At 67.5% G+C, this 18558-nt stretch carries 16 protein-coding genes; 3 read left to right on the top strand and 13 right to left on the bottom strand.

The window, feature by feature from the left end; genetic code table 11:
* The 6 genes from PVZ77_RS10140 to PVZ77_RS10165 form a co-directional block, all read right to left on the bottom strand.
* On the bottom strand, positions 1-903 hold the full coding sequence (locus PVZ77_RS10140; RefSeq protein ID WP_273807438.1) for an ABC transporter permease: 903 nt from the start codon (positions 901-903) through the stop codon (positions 1-3).
* Entirely contained in the window at positions 900-1856 is a 957-nt protein-coding gene (locus PVZ77_RS10145; protein ID WP_273807439.1) for an ABC transporter permease, read from the bottom strand. Before PVZ77_RS10145 ends, PVZ77_RS10140 begins: the two co-directional genes overlap by 4 nt.
* 73 nt (positions 1857-1929) lie before the next feature.
* Positions 1930-3567, bottom strand: coding sequence for an ABC transporter substrate-binding protein (locus PVZ77_RS10150; protein WP_273807440.1), 1638 nt, complete (start codon positions 3565-3567; stop codon positions 1930-1932).
* Between the two features lie 497 nt (positions 3568-4064).
* The gene (locus PVZ77_RS10155; protein WP_273807441.1) at positions 4065-5357 is read right to left on the bottom strand and encodes an NAD(P)/FAD-dependent oxidoreductase; all 1293 of its coding nucleotides are present in this window, start codon (positions 5355-5357) and stop codon (positions 4065-4067) included.
* Between the two features lie 27 nt (positions 5358-5384).
* The gene (locus PVZ77_RS10160) at positions 5385-6056 is read right to left on the bottom strand and encodes a haloacid dehalogenase type II (protein ID WP_273807442.1); all 672 of its coding nucleotides are present in this window, start codon (positions 6054-6056) and stop codon (positions 5385-5387) included.
* Between the two features lie 344 nt (positions 6057-6400).
* Positions 6401-7876 (bottom strand): aldehyde dehydrogenase family protein, encoded by a 1476-nt coding sequence (locus tag PVZ77_RS10165; RefSeq protein WP_273807443.1) that lies wholly within the window; start codon positions 7874-7876, stop codon positions 6401-6403.
* A 183-nt stretch (positions 7877-8059) separates the two neighbouring features.
* Here PVZ77_RS10165 and PVZ77_RS10170 point away from each other — a divergent pair, with 183 nt between their 5' ends.
* Entirely contained in the window at positions 8060-8902 is an 843-nt protein-coding gene (locus tag PVZ77_RS10170) for a GNAT family N-acetyltransferase (protein ID WP_273807444.1), read from the top strand.
* 94 nt (positions 8903-8996) lie between these two features.
* Here PVZ77_RS10170 and PVZ77_RS10175 read toward each other — a convergent pair whose 3' ends face one another.
* The 7 genes from PVZ77_RS10175 to hmgA form a co-directional block, all read right to left on the bottom strand.
* Positions 8997-9401 carry a hypothetical protein gene (locus PVZ77_RS10175; RefSeq protein ID WP_273807445.1) on the bottom strand — a complete coding sequence of 135 codons (405 nt, stop codon included), beginning with the start codon at positions 9399-9401 and terminating at the stop codon, positions 8997-8999.
* Between the two features lie 74 nt (positions 9402-9475).
* The gene (locus PVZ77_RS10180) at positions 9476-10612 is read right to left on the bottom strand and encodes a glycerate kinase (RefSeq protein ID WP_273807446.1); all 1137 of its coding nucleotides are present in this window, start codon (positions 10610-10612) and stop codon (positions 9476-9478) included.
* A gap of 81 nt (positions 10613-10693) precedes the next feature.
* Positions 10694-11788, bottom strand: coding sequence for a CdaR family transcriptional regulator (locus tag PVZ77_RS10185; RefSeq protein ID WP_273807447.1), 1095 nt, complete (start codon positions 11786-11788; stop codon positions 10694-10696).
* Between the two features lie 92 nt (positions 11789-11880).
* The gene (gene hppD, locus PVZ77_RS10190; protein ID WP_273807448.1) at positions 11881-12960 is read right to left on the bottom strand and encodes a 4-hydroxyphenylpyruvate dioxygenase; all 1080 of its coding nucleotides are present in this window, start codon (positions 12958-12960) and stop codon (positions 11881-11883) included.
* A gap of 137 nt (positions 12961-13097) precedes the next feature.
* Positions 13098-13736 (bottom strand): maleylacetoacetate isomerase, encoded by a 639-nt coding sequence (maiA, locus tag PVZ77_RS10195; protein WP_273807449.1) that lies wholly within the window; start codon positions 13734-13736, stop codon positions 13098-13100.
* 123 nt (positions 13737-13859) lie between these two features.
* A complete protein-coding gene (fahA, locus tag PVZ77_RS10200) occupies positions 13860-15158 on the bottom strand; it encodes a fumarylacetoacetase (protein WP_273807450.1) in 1299 nt (432 codons plus the stop codon).
* A complete protein-coding gene (gene hmgA / locus PVZ77_RS10205) occupies positions 15155-16477 on the bottom strand; it encodes a homogentisate 1,2-dioxygenase (protein ID WP_273807451.1) in 1323 nt (440 codons plus the stop codon). Before hmgA ends, fahA begins: the two co-directional genes overlap by 4 nt.
* Before the next feature lie 99 nt (positions 16478-16576).
* Between hmgA and PVZ77_RS10210 the strand changes: the two genes are divergently transcribed.
* Positions 16577-17350 (top strand): IclR family transcriptional regulator, encoded by a 774-nt coding sequence (locus tag PVZ77_RS10210; protein ID WP_273807452.1) that lies wholly within the window; start codon positions 16577-16579, stop codon positions 17348-17350.
* A gap of 174 nt (positions 17351-17524) precedes the next feature.
* Positions 17525-18556, top strand: coding sequence for a GGDEF domain-containing protein (locus PVZ77_RS10215; protein WP_273807453.1), 1032 nt, complete (start codon positions 17525-17527; stop codon positions 18554-18556).
* Positions 18557-18558: the final 2 nt, after the last annotated feature.

An 18558-nucleotide genomic window follows, 5' to 3' on the forward strand; every position in this document is an offset into this window, starting at 1 on the left:
TCAGCGCCCTCCCCGGCGTCGCGCGCCGAACCGGTCGATGAGCAGGTTGACACCCACGGTCAGGGTGCCGATGGCCAGCGCCGGCATCAGCACCGCCGGGGCGCCGTCGGCCAGACCGCCGATGTTTTCCCGGACCAGGGAGCCCAGGTCGGCATTCGGCGGTTGCACGCCAAGACCGAGAAAGCTCATGCCGCTGAGCAGCAGCACGATATAGACGAATCTCAGCCCCAGATCGGTGAGCAGCGGCAGGCGCATGTTGGGCAGCATCTCCCGCAGGGCGATGTAGAACCGGCCCTCGCCGCGGGTGCGGGCGACCTGGACGTACTCCAGCTCGGTGAGGTTCATCGCCAGGCTGCGGGCGATGCGATAGCAGCCGGGGGCATAGCCCACCACCGCCATGACGATCAGCAGCGGCACCGAGGAGCCGAAGGCCGAGACCATGACCAGCGCCAGCATCTTGCTCGGCAGCGAGATCAGCGCGTCGATTAGCCGTGACAGCGGCTCGTCCACCCAGCGGCCGGACAGCGCCGCCAGCAGGCCGAGCCCGGTGCCCAGCACGCAGGCCAGCACGGCGGCGACCAGCGCCAGGCCGACGGTGAAACGGGCGCCGTCGAGGATACGGCTGAGGACATCGCGCCCCAGGTAGTCGGTGCCCAGCAGGTGCGCCTGACTGTAACCGGCCAGCACCGCGCTATCGCCCAGGGCGCCCGGGTCATAGGGGGTCAGCCAGGCGCCGAACACGGCGATGAACAGCCAGAAGGCCACCAGCACGCCGCCGAAAATGCCGGTCAGCGACCAGCGGGCCCGCCGACCGGTACGGGGGGGTGACAACTGGGCGTCGAGCGTCTTGCCATCCACCGGCAGGACGGACGCGGCACGTACGGGAGTCACGGGTCGGGTCATAGCGTTCTCAGCCTCGGATTGGACAGGATGGCGCAGAGATCCGCCAGGGTCATGAGGACCAGGTAGGCGCAGCAGAACAGCATGGCGCAGGCCTGGATCAGCGGCAGGTCGCGACTGGCGACGCCGTCCACCATCAGCTGGGCGATACCCGGGTAGTTGAAGATGGTCTCGACGATCACCACCCCGCCCATCAGGTAGGAAAGACTCAGGGCGATGGAGTTGGCGATGGGACCCACGGCATTGGGCAAGGCATGGCGCAGGACGGCGCGGACCGGACCGACGCCCTTGAGCCGCGCCATCTCCACATAGGAACTCTGCAACTGCTCCACCAGGGCGGCGCGGGTCATCCGCGCCATCTGCGCCACGATCACGCAGCACAGGGTGCCCACCGGCAGCGCATAGGCGCGCAGGAAATCCAGGGGGCCGTCGATGTCATGGGCGAAGGTCAGCGCCGAGGTCCACTGCAGGTGCACGGCGAAGACCAGCACCGCCAGCGTCGCCACCAGGAATTCCGGTACCGCGACGATGCCCAGGGTAAAGACGTTGAGGGCCCGGTCCAGGCGGCTGCCGGCATTCATCGCCGAGACGATGCCCAGGCCCAGCGCCAGGGGCACCGACACCAGGGCGGTGACCCCGGCCAGCATCAGCGAGCTGCCGAGCCGATCGCCGATCATGCTGGTGATGGGCATCTGGCTGGCCAGCGACTGGCCGAGATCGCCGTGCAGGAGACCGTTCAGCCAATGGACGTAGCGCAGCAACGCGGGCTGGTCGAGACCCATCTGGGCACGCAGGGCCGCGACCTGCTCGGGCAGCGCGAACTGGCCCAGCGCCTGCTGGGCGGCATCGCCCGGCAACAGCGCGGAGACGAAGAACACCAGCAACGAGACGATGAGCAGGGTCAGCAACCCGCCCCCGAGGCGTCTGGCGATGAGCGTGAAAACGGAAAGGTCCAAAGCCACCTCCTGCTTGAGCGTGGAGCGGCGAGCCAGGCCCCTTGCGGACAGGCTCGCCGGCAGGCACCGGGCGTCAGGCCTCCAGCCAGACGTGCTCGGCGAACATGTAGCCCATGAAGCCGCCGATGGGGATGATCCCGTAGCCACCGAGCTTGGGCGAGTGGGCATCGATGGAGCTGGTGAAGATCGGCAGGCCGATGCCGCAGTGCTGGTGGATCAGCAGCTGCATGTCGGCGTACATCTGCTTGCGCTTGGCGATATCCGTCTCGCCGCGGGAGGTCACCAGCAACTGGTCGAACTGCTCGTTCTTCCAACCCGACTCGTTGAAGGGCGCATCGGACTTGAAGAACTGCGACAGCAGGATATTGGCGGTGGGCCGGGCGTTGATGTTGCCGAAACCCAGCGGGTCCTTCATCCAGTGGCTGTTCCAGTAGCCGTCGGCACTGACCCGGTTGACCATCAGGTTGAGCCCCGCCTGGCGCGCCGACTGCTGCAGCACGAGTGCCATCTCGTTGGCGTTGTCGGCGGCGGTGGAGGTCACCAGGGGCAGCTTCGCCCCGGCGATGCCAGCCTTCTGGAACAGGAACTTGGCCTTGTCCGGATCATAGGGCCGCTGTGGCAGGTCCGCGGCGTAATAGGGCGTCCCGGGCATGATCGGCTGATCGTTGCCGATGACGCCGTAGCCAAGGAATACCGACTTGAGAATCTGGTCGCGGTCGAACAGCAGCTTCATGCCCTCCACCACATTGGGATCGTTGAAGGGACGGTTGGGGATTCTCATGATGAGATCGGTGTAGCTACCGGAATTGTTGGCGACGACCTTGAGCTTGCCGCCCTGCTTGAGCCGATCCGCCGAACGGGGATCCACCGACACGGTGAGCTGGACGTCGCCGGCCAGCAGGGCATTGACCCGCGAAGGCTCGTCACCGATGCCGATCAGCTCGATCTCGTCCAGATAGGGCTTGCCGGACTTCCAGTAGTTTTCGTTGCGCACGCCCACGGTGCGCACGCCCGGCTTGAATTCCTTGACCTTGAAGGGCCCGGTACCGTTGGCGGTGGAGAAGTCCTTGGTGCCGTCGGCGATGATCAGGAACGGCGAGATCGCCAGCACCGCGGGCAACTCGGAGTTCGGCGACACCAGGCGGATGCGCACCTCATCGGGCGCCACCGCGGTGACTTCGGCGAACTGATCGGCCAGGGCCTTGACCTTGGACCCCACCGCCGGGTCCTTGTGGCGCAGCAGCGAGTAGACGACATCGGCGCTGTCCAAGGTCTTACCATTGTGGAATTGCACGCCCTGGCGCAGCTTGATCGTCCAGGTCAGGGCATCCTGGGTCTCCACGCTGGTGGCCAGCGCCATCTGGGGTTCCAGATGGCTGTCGAAGACGGTCAGGCCGTTGTAGAAGAAGTACTGGCGGGCATAGTCGCCCGAAAAAGAGCCCTTGGCCGGATCGAGGGTATCGGCGGTGGAGGAACCCGCCGCTGCGGCACGCACCCGACCGCCGCGACGCGGGGTGCCGGTGACCGCATCTTCTGCGGCGAAGGCCTGGCCCTCACGCCCGAGCAGACTGCCCACCCCGGTCGCCAGCAAGCCGGCGGCGCCCAGCAGACGCAGCGCATCGCGCCGCGACACCCCCCGATGCAGGGCCTCGAAGGCCCGAACGCTTTCAGCAGCTCCTATCAGGGGACTTCCAGTCTTTTTCTCGGTCATGTCGGCTCGCTCGTCGGGGGCTCGGTCACCAGTCCGCACACCCCTCCCCGGGTGCACGAAGCTGTCCTCTTGGCCGCCTTGTCGTGCGGCCAGGTTCATTACAGCACCGGCCCCTCGTCGATTACCGTCGAATTGCCCCTGCGGCGAGACAGAAAAGACCGTTTTGACCAAGCCGCTCAGCATTGTTTGCGGTGTGCGTCGCGACGGCGCATCGGCGCCCGTCATGCCCGCCTTTGGCGCGCTGGTGCGGTGTTTCGCTTGGCTTGACGGAGCGCGGTACGGAGCGCGACCGGAGACTGGATGACCGCAAATAGCCCGTGGCGACAGCAGGTTCTGCGCAGCGATGCCGGTCGGCGCCGCGCCAGGCTGCGGAAACGTAAAAACCGCCTGCCGGGCGCTGCATGGCAGGGCCTGGGCTGGCGGTGGCGGTGGCGGTGGCGGGATCGGGATCGGGATCGGGATCGGGATCGGGATCGGGATCGGGATCGGGATCGAGGCTAGTGCAGGCGATCCTGGACGCGGTAGTAGAGTCCTACCAGTGGCAGGAACCAGGGCTTGCCGAAGTGGCCGGGAATGGCGGGCCAGTCCAGCACCCGCCAGGGATTGGCCTGGCTGCGGCCTTCCAGCACCTCGGCCATCACCCGGCCCATGTGCACCGACATCTGCACGCCATGGCCGCTGTAGCCCATGGCGTAGAACAGGCCGTCCTGCTCGCCCGCACGGGGCAGGCGATCGGCGGTCATGTCCACCAGGCCGCCCCAGCAATAGTCGATGGGCGTCTGGGCCAGGCTGGGAAGGAGTTGGCCCAGCGCGGCGCGCAGCACGGCGCCACTCTTGGCGTCCTGGCGTGGATCGGACAGGGCGAAACGCGCCCGCCCGCCGAAGATCAGGCGGTGATCCGGGGTGGTGCGGAAATAGTTGCCGATGATGCGGCTGGTGACATAGGTGCGTCGATTGGGCAGCAACCCGTCCAGCTGCGCCTTGGGCAGGGGCGCGGTGGCGATGATGAAGCTGCCCACCGAGGCGATGCGCCGGCGAAACCACTGGAAAGGGCCGACGCTGGCGTTGCCCGTGGCCACCAGTACCTGCCGGGCGCGCAACTCGCCCTTGGCACTGATCACGCGAAAGCTGCCATCGGGCAGTCGCTGCAGATCGCTGACCGCCGCACCCTCGTACACCTGGGCGCCCCGCCGCACCGCCGCCTCCGCCAGCCCGACGCCGAAGCGTCCCATGTGCATCTGGGCACCGTTGTGCTGCAGCAGGCCCCCATGGAAATCGTCGGACGCCACCTCTGCACGTACCTGAGCGGCGTCGAGCAGTTCGACCTGCGGGTCCACCTCCTGGCGGATCAATTCGCAGGTGCGCGCGAGGTTGTCATAGTGCTGCGGCTTGGCCGCCAGCTTGAGCTTGCCGGCCTTGTGGAAGTCGCAGGCGATACCCTCTTCGGCGATCACCGCCTCGACGCTGGCCACCGCATCGGCATAGGCCTGGTAGAACGCCCGGGCCTTTTCCGCGCCCAGGCTGGCGTGCAGGGCCGCGTAATCCTGGGCGACGCCGGTGTTGCAGTGTCCGCCGTTGCGTCCGGAGGCTTCGCCGATCACCCGGCCAGCCTCCAGCACCGCCACGCTGGCGCCCCGCTGGCGCAGCGCCACGGCCGCGGAGAGCCCGGTGAAGCCGCCGCCGATGACGGCGACATCCACCTCGCCCGCCACCGGCCCGGGGGTAGCCCCGGTAAAGCCCGGCGCGGTCGCGAGCCAGTAGGAATCGGACGATGCTGGGCCAAGACTCATGGGCGGGCGCTCCGGCAGCTCAGGGGGTTATTCGAGACCGACCACCGCGGCCAGGCCGCCGATGTCCTTGATCTCGGTATTGCGGTAGAACGGCGTGCTCGGCTCGTGGCCGCGATTCACGAACACCTTGTTCTTGATGTTCATGTAGTCGGCCGGGATGAGGTCGTAGCGGAAGCTCGATGACACGTGCAGCACGTCTTCCGGACCGCAGCCGAGGTTGTCCAGCATGTATTCGAAGGCCTGCAGGCGCGGCTTGTAGGCCTGGCCCTGCTCGGCGGTGAAGACCCGGTGGAAGGGCACGCCCAGCTTGTCGACGTTGGACATGATCTGCTCGTCGGCGGCGTTGGAATAGATCACCAGCGGGATCTTGTCGGCGATCTTGGCCAGCCCCGCGGTCACGTCCGGATGCGGCCCCCAGCTCGGCACCGCCTCGTAGTAGGCATTGGCCTCGGCGTCGGTGAAGGAAATGCCCCAGCGCTTGCAGGTGCGCTCCACCGCCGCGTACAGCACCTCCGAATAGGGCTTCCAGGCGCCAAGCACCTCGTCGAAGCGATAGCCGTTGAAGTCCTTGCAGAACTGGTCCATCGCCTCGGCTGGAATGCGGTCGGCGAACATCTCGCGGGCCATGTCGGACATGCGGAAACGGGTCAGGGTGCCGTAGCAGTCGAAGGTGATGTACTTGGGCCGAAAGGCGGTCATGGCAAGGGTCCTTTGACAGGGGTCATGGGTGAGAGGCCGGGACGCCGGTGGCGTCCCTGGCAAGCATTACAGCATCGGCGGGCCTGACAGTTGTCCGCTTTCAGGCGCCGCGGGAGACAGAAAAAACCGTTTTAGCGGTAAGGCCCAGCATTGTTTGCGGCGGCCTCTGGCTCTGGCTGAAAAGGGCCTGCGCTCGGCCATGCGCGTTAAACATCATCTGGATCGGCAGTCCGATCGGATCGGAATGCTCATTTGGCGTTCGTAAACTCGAGCGCGAGTCCGATCCGCCTCCTCGCTGATCCTTGCCTTGCCTGACCTTCGCGCGGCGACTTCTCGGCCAAGCCTCAGGAGTGTTCCAGGTCGATCAGCACGCTCTTGCTGCGCAGGGTCGCCTCATAGGCGGCGCGGCCCAGGTCCTTGCCGATGCCGGAACGCTTGTAGCCGCCGGTGGGGATGATCCAGTCGTGGCTGCGGCCATAGCGATTGACCCAGACGGTACCGGCTTCCAGCGCCCGCGTCAGCCGCAACGCCCGCCCGAGATCGGCGGTGTGCACCCCGGCGGCCAGGCCGTAGGTGGGGTGGTCGGCCAGGGCCAGGGCCTCGGCCTCGTCGTCGAACACCTGCACGGTCAGCACCGGGCCGAAGATTTCCTCGTGCACCGCGGGATTGTCGGCGTCGACCCCGGTGATCAGCGTCGGCTGATAGTAGGCGCCGCCCAGTCCTGTCTCCAGGGCGCCACCGACCAGGATCTCCGCGCCGGCCGCCCGGCTGCGGGAGACGATGTCCTGGATGCGCTGGCCCTGGCGGTGGGAAATGATCGGCGCCAGGGTCGCCTCCGCCGACCAGGTCGGCCCCGGACGCAAGGCGGCGAAGGCCGCGCGGATGCCCTCCAGCATCGGCTCCAGGGCAGCGCGCTGGACCAGCAGTCGCGAGCCCGAGACGCATACCTGGCCGGCGTTGCCGGTGATGGCGGCCGCCACGCTGCGGGCGGTACGGGCCAGATCCGGCGCATCGGCGAACACCAGTTGCGGACTCTTGCCGCCCAGCTCCAGGGTCACCGGCTTGGGCCCGCTCTCGGCGCAGGCCACCATGATGGCGGTGCCGGTCCCGGTCGAACCGGTAAAGGTGACCTTGCCGATGCGCGGATGGCGACACAGGGCGTCTCCGGTCATCCGACCATCGCCCTGGACCACACTGAGGATGCCGGCTGGCAGGCCCGCCAGCACGGCCAGTTCCGCCAGGCGCAGGATGGAAAAGGGCGTCAGCTCCGAAGGCTTGATCACCACCGCGTTGCCGGCGGCGAGCGCCGGCGCCATCTTCCAGCCGGCCATGCTCAGGGGGAAATTCCAGGGGGCGATGGCGCCCACCACGCCATAGGGCTCGGTGATCTGCAGACCCAGGTGGCTGGTGGCGGTGGCCGCCACCTCGCCACCGTGCTTGTCGGCGAACTCGGCGAAGAAGCGGATGCCCTCGGCGACATAGGGAATGTCCCAGGCCAGCACCTCGCGCAGCGGACGGGTCGAACCCACCGCCTCCAGCGGGCCGAGGATTTCGCCGTCGGCTTCGACCAGATCGGCCCAGCGGCGCATCACCCGCGCGCGTTCGCGCGGCGGCCGGCTGGCCCAGTCGCTGGCCTTCCAGGCGCGCCAGGTGCCCTCCACCACCTCGTCCACCAGCTCCGCCGAGGCATATGGCAACCCGCTCTGGAAGCCGCCATCGGAGGGCCGGAACACCTCCAGTTCGGCACGGGCGTCGCGGGTGCGACCGCCGATGAAATGGGCACAACGAACCGCTATTGCTTTGGGGTCGAACGAGGCCATGGCGCGCTCCGCTAGGGCTGTGGGCTTGGGCCCATGCTAGGCCGACGGGTCGCCATCTTTTGCCGAACTGGCACAAGCCTTCGGTGCCTCGCAGTGGCACGCCCACCCGCCGGCAACCGAATCTGCCGTCGCGGCTTGCTAGGCTGACGCCTGAATCAGCCAGACCCGAACCGGAGCCCTGCCGTGTCCCACGCCACCCTAAGACCCTTGCGCGAAACCGACCTCGCCACCGCCCACCAGCTGTCCCAGGCACTGCATTGGCCCCATCGCCTGGAAGACTGGCGGTGCCTGTTCCACACCGGCGAAGGCCTGGTGCTGGAAGACGACCAGGGCGTGTTCGGCACCGGCTTCTGCGTGCCCCAGGGCGACTACGCCACCATCGGCCTGGTGATCGTCGCCGACAGTCACCAGGGCCAGGGTCATGGCCGCCGCCTCATGGACGGCCTGCTGCAACTGGCCGGCAATCGCACGCCTTTGCTGGTCGCCACCCTGCGCGGCGCCCCGCTCTACCGTAGCCAGGGCTTCGAGTCCTATGAGCGCATCTATCAGCACCAGGTGGCGAGTCTGCCGGCCATGGGGGAACCTCATCCGCTGGAAGGTCAGGTCCGTGCGTTGAATCCGGCAGCGGCGCCGCAATTGGAGACCCTCGCCCAGGCGGCCACCGGCCTGGACCGCAGCGCGCTGCTGCAGGAACTGCTGCCCCAGGCCGAGCGCATCGTCGGATTGGAGCAGGAGGGCCAGCTGCGCGGCTTCGCCCTGCTGCGTCCCTACGGCCGCGGCCTGTCGGTCGGCCCGGTGATCGCCGAATCCACCGACCAGGCCAAGGCGCTGACCCTCGCCCTGCTGCGCCACGCGGCAGGGCGCTACGTGAGATTCGACGTGACGGCCCGCAGCGGTCTCAATCCCTGGCTGATTGAAATCGGCGTCCCGCAGGTCGACGAGGTCGAGCAGATGGCCCGGGGCGCGGCGCCGCTGTCCCGCGACGGCCTGGATCAGTTCGCGCTGCTGACCCAGGCGCTGGGCTGAAAAGGCAATCGGATAGCAACTCGAATTGGGCGTCACGCCTGAGCCGAACAAACCGGCTAATCCGCTCATGTAGTGAGCCGATTAGCCGGTTCACCTAACGCCACTCGCACCCCGCCACACGATTGCAACTGGTGCGGGCGCGGTCGCCCTGGGAGGTGGAGAAGCGGCTGATGACGTTCCAGCCCAGCTGGCGGGTGCGGCCCAGCCAAAGGTTGCCGTCGCTGGTCAGGCCGCTGAAGAACTGCAGCCTTCCCAGCCGCGTGCTGGTCTGGGCCCAGGAGCGGCCTGATACCGCATCATAGCCGCGCATCAGGGTGTCGTTGCCCTGCACCGCCACCCCGTACCAGCCGCCCTGCCCGTCCTGACAACGCAGCACGAAGGCGCTGCGCACGCAGGTGTTGGCCGGTTTGAGACTGGGAATGGCCGCCTGGACGGCAGGCACTGTCAGCAGCAGGGCCGCGGTCAGCAGGCCGGTACGCAGGATCGCAGACGAGGTCATCGCGGCAGTCGGTCGAGAGCGGGACGCCAGCATGAGGCAAATCCCCGTGGCTCGCCAGCCAGCAGGCTCTGGCGTCAGCCTTTCGCCGTCCGCCACAGCCGTCCGATATCGCGAGCGGTCCGCTCCAGTAATACCTCGGCCTGGGCCAGGGCCTCTTCCAGACTCAGCGGTCCCGGCACCAGGCTGAAGGCGGCGGCGAGGCCCTGTTCATAGAGGGCGTCGTAGCCTTCGCCCAGCGAACCGGCCACGGCCAGCACCGGCACGCCGTGGCGCTGGGCCAGGCGCAATACCCCCGCCGGGGTCTTGCCCCTCAGGGTCTGGCCGTCCAGTCGCCCTTCTCCGGTCACTGCCAGATCGGCGCTGATCAGCGCCCCTTCCAGCCCGACCAGTTCCGCCACCACCTCGATGCCGGGGCGAAAGGTCGCCTGGAGAAAGGCCAGGGCGGCGAAGCCGACGCCACCGGCGGCGCCGGCACCCGGTTGCTCCCGGACGTCACGACCCAGGGTCGCGGCGGCAACGGTGGCGAAATGCGCCAGGGCCGCGTCGAGCTGGCGAACCTGCTCGGGCGAAGCGCCCTTTTGCGGACCGAAGATCTGGCTGGCGCCCTGGGGCCCACAGAGCGGATTGTCGACGTCGGCGGCGATGATCACCTCCACCTCCGCCAGCCGTGGGTGCAGCGCCGTCACGTCGAGGCTGGCCAACATCGCCAGGGCGGCCCCGCCCGGACCCAGCGCCTGGCCCTGCCTGTCCAGAAGGCGCACACCCAGCGCTTGCAGCAGCCCCGCGCCGCCGTCATTGGTGGCACTGCCGCCGATGGCCAGCACCAGGCGCTCGGCGCCGGCGTCCAGCGCGGCGTGCAGGAGCTCGCCCGTACCGCGGGAGGTGGCGACCAGCACGTCGCGCCGGGTCCTGGGCACCAGCTCCAGGCCGCTGGCACTGGCCATCTCGACGAAGGCGGTGCGCTGCTCGGCCAGCCAGGCCCAGCGGGCGGTCACCGGCTCGCCCAGGGGACCGGTCACCCGCGCCTCGCGCACCTTGCCGCCGGTCGCGGCCAGTACGGCATCCAGGGTGCCTTCACCGCCATCGCCCAGGGGGCACTCGATGATCTCAGCCTCGGGCAAGGCCTGACGCAGGCCACGGGCCAGGGCGCGGGCGACACCGGCAGCGGACAGGCTTTCCTTGAAGGAATCAGGGGCGACGACGATTTTCATGGGCGATTCTCCGTTGTTATGCGCCGAGTGTTTCCCGGTTCGGTCGGCACCACAACAGGACAAAAGCCCAGCATAGCGAGATCAGGACTGTGAAACCGCCCAGTCCTGATCCAGCAGCAGCACCGCGCAGTACAACTCGGCGGCCTCGGCGAAACGCCGCGGGTCCCGTCCGGTCAGCGCCTGGATCCGCTCCAGCCGATGCCGCAGGCCATTGCGATGCAGCCCCAGCGCCTCGGCGCAGGCCTGGGGGCTGGCGTCTTGGGCGAACCAGCTGCGCAGCGTCGCCAGCAGCTGGCCGTCCCGGTCAGCCTGGCGCAAGCGCAGCAACGGCTCCAGCAACCAGGCGCCGTGCGAGCGCTCGGCCTGACCCTGGAGCCAGGTGGGCAGGGCCAGGTCGTCCTGCGCCACCCGGACAAGATCAGGTCGCAGGCGCCCGGCCACCGCCAGCAGAGCCAGGGCCCGCTGAGTCGTCTCGGCTAACCCCGACCAAGGCCGGGCCTCCGGGATCCAGGCACTGCGCCGCAACGACCAGCCCTGCCCCGGCAGCTCCCCGAGCAACGCCTCAGGGGCTTCCGCGCCGGGTCGATACCAGAGCCACTGCCCCTCTTCGCGCGGCAGGCACCAGCTGTGCGTCAGCCGCTGCTGGGCCCAGTCGCCAAAGCCCGGTGCAGGCACGGCGAATTCGAGCAACAGCACGTCCCGCGGCAGCTCCGGCCGCAAGCCGAGCAGACTGGCATGGCGACCCACTTCGGGCGCGGCACCCGGTGCGAGCAGCTGACGCAGCAGGGGTGCGGTCATGCGGCTAGTCACGGGCGGCTGCCCGGAGGCCTGCTCGATGAGCATTTCCGCGGTAAGACGCAGGAGCTCGGCGGGCAGGCGCAAGTGCTCGGCGTCCTCCCCGGACACGCCAAGGACCCCGACCAGCTCGCCCGCGCGATACAACGGCAGGTTGATACCGGCCTGGGCGCCGGCCAGCCGTGCGGCGGCGACGGCATCCAGCGCCACCGCACGGCCCTCGGCGATGACCTGGCGCGCGCCGGCATGGCGGGTGAACAGCCGCGCCGGATCGCCCGAGCCGATGATCAGCCCGGACGCATCCATGACATTGACGTTGCCCGGCAGGATACGCATGGCGCGTTCGACGATTTCCTGCGCCAGGGTCTGGCTCAGCTCCATGGCCACCTCCGAGGTTAGCGCGCCCTTGCGACGCGCCGTCACCTTAGAGGCGTCGCCTGCCGCTGGGCAAGCCGCCTGGAAGCCAGAGGCCGTTACTCCGCGGTGCTCAGCACCCCACGCCGCACCTGATCGCGCTCTATGGATTCGAACAGCGCCTTGAAGTTGCCCTCGCCGAAACCGGTGTCGCCCTTGCGCTGGATGAATTCGAAGAACACCGGTCCCAGCAGGGTCTGGGAGAAGATCTGCAGCAACAGACGGCGCTCGCCACCTTCGGAAGTACCGTCGAGCAGGATGCCGCGGGCTTTCAGCGCCTCCACAGGTTCGCCATGGTTGGGCACCCGCCCTTCGAGCATCTCGTAGTAGGTCTCCGGCGGCGCGGTCATGAAACGCGTGCCATAGGCCTTGAGCCGATCCCAGGTGGCCACTAGGTCATCGGTGAGAAAGGCCACGTGTTGGATGCCCTCGCCGTTGAACTGCATGAGGAATTCCTCGATCTGCCCAGCCTCTTTGGAGGATTCCTCGTTGAGCGGGATACGCACCAGGCCGTCCGGCGCGGTCATGGCCTTGGAGGTCAAACCGGTGTACTCGCCCTTGATGTCGAAGTAGCGCAGCTCGCGGAAGTTGAACAGCCGTTCGTAGAAGTCGGCCCAGTAGGCCATGCGCCCGCGATAGACGTTGTGGGTCAGGTGGTCGATGACCTTGAGGCCGGCGCCCACCGGCTTGCGCTCGACGCCCTCCAGAAACACGAAATCGATGTCGTAGATCGAGCTGCCCTCCTCGTAGCGATCGATGAGGTACAGCGGCGCACCGCCGATGCCCCTGATCGCCGGCAGCCGCAGTTCCATCGGGCCGGTAGGCATGTCCATCGCCTGGGCGCCCAGCTCCAGCGCCTTGGCATAGGCGTGGTGGGAGTCGCGGCAACGAAAGGCCATGCCGCACACGGAAGGGCCATGCTCGGCGGCGAAATAGGCCGCATGGCCGGTCTTCTCGCGATTGACGATGGCGTTGATGTCGCCCTGGCGGAACAGCACCACGTCCTTGGATCGGTGGTTGGCGACGTGGCTGAAGCCAAGGCTTTCCAGTACGGGTTCGATGACATTGGGCGTGGGCGAAGCGAATTCGATGAACTCGAAACCCATGAGGCCCATGGGATTTTCAAACAGATCGGCCATGACTGGCTCCTTGACGGGTAACGTGACGGACGTTGTCGGTAACGCGGGCTAGCACCCCGTCAGGGGCGGCGCGCAGGAAATGCCGCGCACGCTGCGGGCGAGGAAATCGCCCAGGAGAAGCTGACAGCCCAGGCGCCTCACGGGGCCACCTGTGCCGGGGTATCCGGCTGAACCTCGGGGCGCGCCTGCTGGAAAGCCGGATGCGCGGCGGCCAGGGCTTCCACCCGCAGGAGGCGCGGATAAGGCGACAGGTCCACCTGGAAACGCCGCGCCGCATAGAGCTGGGGCAGCAGATAGACGTCCGCCAGCCCGACGTCGCCGAAACAGAAGCCACTGGGTCCGATCTGCGTCTCCACCGCTGCCAGGCCTTCGCCGATCCAGTGCGAGATCCAGTCGAGGATGGCCGGCTCTTCCAGGCCCAGGCCGCGCAGGCGGTTGAGCACCGAGACGTTGTGCAGCGGATGGACATCGCAGGCGATCAGGGCGGCGACCCCCCGATGCCGGGCCCGCAGCAGCGGCTCGGCCGGCAGTAAGGGCACCGCTGGATAGCGTTCTTCGAGGTATTCGAGGATGGCGGGGGACTGGTTCAGCACCTCGCCGCCGTCGAGGCGCAGGCTGGGCAGTCGTCCCAGGGCATTGAGCGTTCGATAGGCCGGCTGGCGCTGCTCGCCGGCCAGCAGATTGACCGGCACGGCATGGTAGTCCAGTCCCTTCAGCGCCAGGGCCAGGCGGACCCGATAGGCCGAGGTCGAACGGTAATAGGTGAAGAGGTCCATCGACACTGCCCCGCGATCGCCTGCCGGCTTCTTATTATGCGTAAGTTCATTACGTTAAAAGGAATCTGCACCTGCCCAGGGGCCTTGTCAACGCCACTCAGGCCGGTGGCAACCTGCACTGCCCTAGCCTGCCGCCAGCACCTGGCCGCGGCATTCGCCGAATCCGATCGTGGGCAGTCCAGGCCGCTGACAGCGCGCCCTGAGGATGACCTCGTCACCGTCTTCCAGAAAGGTACGGGTCTCGCCGCCTGGCAGTTGCAGCGGCTGCTTGCCGCCTTGGGTGAGCTCCAGCAGGCTGCCGCAACTGCCGGCATCCGGCCCGGACAGGGTACCTGACCCAAAGAAGTCGCCAGGCCGCAGGGCACAGCCATTGACGGTGTGATGGGTCACCATCTGCGCCGCCGTCCAGTACATGTTCAGGGTGTTGCTCAGGGCGATCCGCTGCGCGGGCAATCCCTGCTCCACCATGCGCGGCGTGCGCAGCAATACTTCCAGTTCGATGTCCAGCGCGCCCTGGGCCTGGTCGTGCGCGTCGTACAGATAGGCCAGGGGCCGGGGATCCCCGGTAGGCCGCGCTGGCTGCGCCTGGCGATAGGGTGCCAGGGCTTCCGCGGTCACCACCCAGGGCGACAGGGTGCTGGCGAAACTCTTCGACAGGAAGGGGCCCAGCGGCTGGTATTCCCAGGCCTGGATGTCCCGCGCCGACCAGTCGTTGAGCAAACAGAAACCGGCGATATGCTCCGCCGCGTTGCCGATGGCGATGGACTCGCCCTGGGCATTGCCCGGGCCGATCCAGATACCCAGCTCCAGCTCGTAGTCCAGCCGGCGGCAAGGCCCGAATACCGGCGCCTCCTGCCCGGCCGGCAGCGTCTGGCCCTTGGGTCGCCTGAACGTCTCGCCAGAAACCCCGAGGGTGGAAGCACGGCCATGGTAGGCAATGGGCACGTGCTTGTAGTTGGGCAGCAGCGGATTGTCCGGGCGGAACAGCCGACCGATCTGGGTGGCATGGTGGATGCCGACATAGAAATCCGTGTAGTCACCGACCCGCGCGGGCAGGTGCATCCGGCAGGCGCTCTGGGGGGCCAGCAGATACTCGGCCAGCTCCTCGAGTTGCTCGCGCTGCGGATGATCGGCACGCAGCAGCGCCTGCAGGGCCTGGCGCAAGGCGACCCGCGCCGGCCTGCCGGCGGCGAAGAAGGCATTGAGCGTTTCCTGGGCAGCCAGTTCGGCGGCCCGCTGGGCTTCGCCGCGGAACAGACCCGCTTCGAGAGCGAAACCCAGATCGAGGATGAAGTCACCCACCGCCACGCCCCCGCGGGGCGTCTCCTCTCCGCGACTGAACACGCCCAGGGGCAGGTTGTGCAGGGAAAAATCCGCATGGCCATTGGCCGAGGCGACCCAGCTGTGCAGTTCGTGGGTCATGCCGATGCTCCTGCGCCGGGCGCGACGAAGGTCTTGGCGAGGCCCGTCCAGCAGGCATCGTAGTCGGGCTGCAGCAGCGGCGATGCCAGGGCGTGAAGGGTCGGCCGCAGGACGCGTCCGGTTTCGAACATGAAGGCCATAGTGTTCTCGATCCGGTGCGGCCGCAGTTCGGCGGCGATGGCGTTCTGGGTGGAAACATGGTCCGGGCCATGAGCACTCATGCAGCCGTGCAGGGAGGCCCCACCCGGCGCGAAGCCAGCGGCCTTGGCGTCGTAGGCGCCCTGGATCAGACCCATGAATTCGTTCATCAGGTTGCGGTGGAACCAGGGCGGACGAAAGGTGTTCTCCGCGACCATCCAGCGAGGTGGAAAGATCACGAAATCGATGTTGGCTACCCCTTCGCTGGTCCCGGGCGCGGTCAGCACGGTGAAGATCGACGGATCGGGATGATCGAAACTCACGGTGCCCAGGGTATTGAAGCGGCGCAGGTCGTATTTGTAGGGCACGTTGTTGCCATGCCAGGCGACCACGTCCAGCGGCGAGTGATCCAGCTCGGTCTCCCAGAGTTCGCCGAGGAATTTCTGAACCAGCCGGGTGGGTGCCTCCAGATCCTCGAAGCGGGCCACGGGCGCCTGGAAATCACGCGGATTGGCCAGACCGTTGCTGCCGATCGGACCCAGCTCGGGCAACCGCAGAGAGCGACCGTGGTTTTCGCAGACGTAACCCCGTACCGGTTCGCCCTCCTCCAGCTCTACCCGGAATTTCAGGCCGCGTGGAATCACCGCGATCTCCTGCGGCTCGATGCGGAGCAGGCCCAGCTCAGTGACCAGGTCCAACCGCCCCCGCTCCGGCACGATCAGCAATTCTCCATCGGCGTCGTAGAAGACACCGGTCATGCTGGCATTGGCGGCATAGCGATAGAGACTGACGCCCTCGGCCTGGTCACCCGCGGCGGTGGCGACGATCCGCTCCAGCCCGGCGAGAAAATCGGTGGCTACTGCCGGGATCGGCAAGGGGTTCCAGCGCAGGCGATTGGGCGTGGGGGCGCCCAGTTCGGCGCCGGTCAACTGGCCGGTGCAGCGCTGAAAGCGGCCATGGGCGGCCGATGGCCTGAGCCGATACAGCCAGGAGCGCCGAGCCTCGTGGCGCGGCACGGTAAAGGCCGTCCCGGAAAGTTGCTCGGCATAGAGGCCGAAGGGCGCTCGTTGCGGCGAATTCTGCCCGATCGGCAGGGCGCCCGGCAGCGCCTCGGTGCTGAAGTGATTGCCAAAGCCGGACTGGTAGGTCACTGGCGTTGCTGCTTGTTCTTGTCGGTTCACCTGGGCCACCCATTATGCGTAATAGGTTTACGCAAAAAGTAAATTGAACCCGGCAGAGCGTCAAGCTATAACGCTGCCTTTCCCCGTGCGATCGAACCGATGACGAACACTCCCGAAGCAGCCCCCCCACGACGCCAGAAGGTGCAGGCGGCCGAGGTCGGCACCGACATCCTCAAGGCCCTCGCCGAGCTGGCGCCGTCCACGTCCCTGTCACGCCTGGCCAGTCACCTGGACATGCCCGCCAGCAAGGTGCACCGCTACCTGCAGGCGCTGATCGCCAGCGGGTTCGCCGAGCAGGATCCGCGCACCAATCACTACGGACTCGGCCAGGCCGCCCTCTTCGTTGGCCTGGCCGCCCTGGGTCGACTGGATGTGGTGAAGCTGGCGGCGCCACTGCTGGCCGACCTGCGCGACGAGGTCGGCGAAACCAGCTTTCTGGCGGTCTGGGGTAACAAGGGGCCGACCGTGGTGCTGGTGGAACAGGCGCTGCGCGCCGTCACCCTGGTGACCCAGGTCGGCTCGGTGCTGCCGCTGCTGGGCTCTTCCACGGGCCTGGTGTTCAATACCTTCCTGCCGGATGTCGAGACCGCGGCATTGCGCGCGGAAGAATTGCACCGGCCGGATGCCCCCAGCGCGGTGGAACTGGCGGAAGGTGCACGCCAGCTGCGGGAGACCCATATCCAACCGGTGCATGGCCTGCTGATGGCGGGCGTCAATGCGCTGTCCGCACCGCTGTTTGGAGCCGGCGGCCGGCTGGCCGGGGTGCTGACCCTGGTCGGCGCCGCGCCAGGCTTCCAGGCCGAGGTCGGAGGCGCCGCTGCGAGCCGTCTGCACGCCGCCGCCCAGGCCATCAGCAGGCGGCTGGGCGGATAGCGCGGACGAATCCGGGCACAGCACCGCAGTCAGGCGCGCCGATGGTCGCGGCAGCGCTCCACTCGATCCTTTCCAGCCTCCATTCGGCTAAAGGATCACCCGGACTGGCCGTTTGCCATTAAGCTTACTGTTAGCGCATTTATCATTGGCGCGCTGCTTTATGGTGACCCCTTCATGACTGCTCTTTCCTATCGTGATCGCAACCAGGCTCTCAACGACTCCCTGGGCAAATTCTGGCAAGTCGCCAAACCTGTGGTTCAGGCAGCCATGGCCATTCATGTGGCGTTGCTGATCATTTTCGTCCTGCTCGACGAGATCCTGATGGCCTGGGCCAACGTGCTCAGCATCGCGGCCTACGTGGGCTGCCTGGCCGCCCTGCGCCAGCGCCGTTATCGCATCGCCAGCCTGACCATGTGCTGCGAGATCGTCGCCCACGCCTGGATCGCCACCTGGCAACTCGGCTGGGATAGCAACTTCCACTACTACGTGCTGTGCATCCTGCCGATCGTCATCTACAACTACCGCACCGCGCCGATCCGCCATCTGCTGCTGGTGCTGGGAATCCTCGTGACCCTGGCTGGCGGCTACCTGCTGCACCCTCCCGCGGCTCTCGCGCCCCTGGCGATGAAGCTGTTCGGCGTGCTCAACGTCATTAGCGCCCTGCTACTGCTGCTCTACGGCACCGGCGCCTCCTTCCACCACAGCACCAAGATGCAGCTGGATCTGCTGCATTCCGCCAGTCACGACAGCCTCACCAACCTCTACAACCGCCGGCGGATTCTCGACCAGGCCGACCAGCACAGTGGCGTGACCGGCAGCCTCATCCTCTTCGACGTGGATCACTTCAAGCACATCAATGATCGCTTCGGCCATGATTGCGGCGATCTGGTGCTGCAGGGCATCGCCGACGTCATCCGCCGCGAGGTGCGCCATTCCGATCTGGCGGCGCGCTGGGGCGGCGAGGAATTCCTGGTGTTGCTGCCCCAGGCGCGGACCGAAGTGGCCTGGGGCGTGGCGGAACGCATCCGCCAGCGCCTGACCGACGTGACCCATTCGCTCGAACGCGGTCCCGCGCGGGTCACGGCGACCCTGGCAGTGTGCGAGATTCGCGATTGCGAGGCTTTCGCCAGCGCCCTGGAGCGTGCCGACCAGGCGCTCTACCGCGGCAAGCAGGAAGGCCGCGATCGGGTGATGCTGGCGGCCTGAAA

The sequence above is a fragment of the Pseudomonas sp. SHLD1 genome, from assembly GCF_028640935.1.
GTDB lineage: Bacteria > Pseudomonadota > Gammaproteobacteria > Pseudomonadales > Pseudomonadaceae > Chryseomonas > Chryseomonas aestiva.

Coding starts and splice junctions, on each gene's coding strand:
- hppD (WP_273807448.1), bottom strand. CDS start 12,960: ATGGCCGATCTGTTTGAAAATCCCATGGGCCTCATGGGTTTCGAGTTC.
- PVZ77_RS10140 (WP_273807438.1), bottom strand. CDS start 903: ATGACCCGACCCGTGACTCCCGTACGTGCCGCGTCCGTCCTGCCGGTG.
- PVZ77_RS10210 (WP_273807452.1), top strand. CDS start 16,577: ATGACGAACACTCCCGAAGCAGCCCCCCCACGACGCCAGAAGGTGCAG.
- PVZ77_RS10160 (WP_273807442.1), bottom strand. CDS start 6,056: ATGACCGCCTTTCGGCCCAAGTACATCACCTTCGACTGCTACGGCACC.
- PVZ77_RS10215 (WP_273807453.1), top strand. CDS start 17,525: ATGACTGCTCTTTCCTATCGTGATCGCAACCAGGCTCTCAACGACTCC.
- PVZ77_RS10165 (WP_273807443.1), bottom strand. CDS start 7,876: ATGGCCTCGTTCGACCCCAAAGCAATAGCGGTTCGTTGTGCCCATTTC.
- fahA (WP_273807450.1), bottom strand. CDS start 15,158: ATGACCCACGAACTGCACAGCTGGGTCGCCTCGGCCAATGGCCATGCG.
- PVZ77_RS10155 (WP_273807441.1), bottom strand. CDS start 5,357: ATGAGTCTTGGCCCAGCATCGTCCGATTCCTACTGGCTCGCGACCGCG.
- maiA (WP_273807449.1), bottom strand. CDS start 13,736: ATGGACCTCTTCACCTATTACCGTTCGACCTCGGCCTATCGGGTCCGC.
- PVZ77_RS10150 (WP_273807440.1), bottom strand. CDS start 3,567: ATGACCGAGAAAAAGACTGGAAGTCCCCTGATAGGAGCTGCTGAAAGC.
- PVZ77_RS10175 (WP_273807445.1), bottom strand. CDS start 9,401: ATGACCTCGTCTGCGATCCTGCGTACCGGCCTGCTGACCGCGGCCCTG.
- PVZ77_RS10180 (WP_273807446.1), bottom strand. CDS start 10,612: ATGAAAATCGTCGTCGCCCCTGATTCCTTCAAGGAAAGCCTGTCCGCT.
- PVZ77_RS10185 (WP_273807447.1), bottom strand. CDS start 11,788: ATGGAGCTGAGCCAGACCCTGGCGCAGGAAATCGTCGAACGCGCCATG.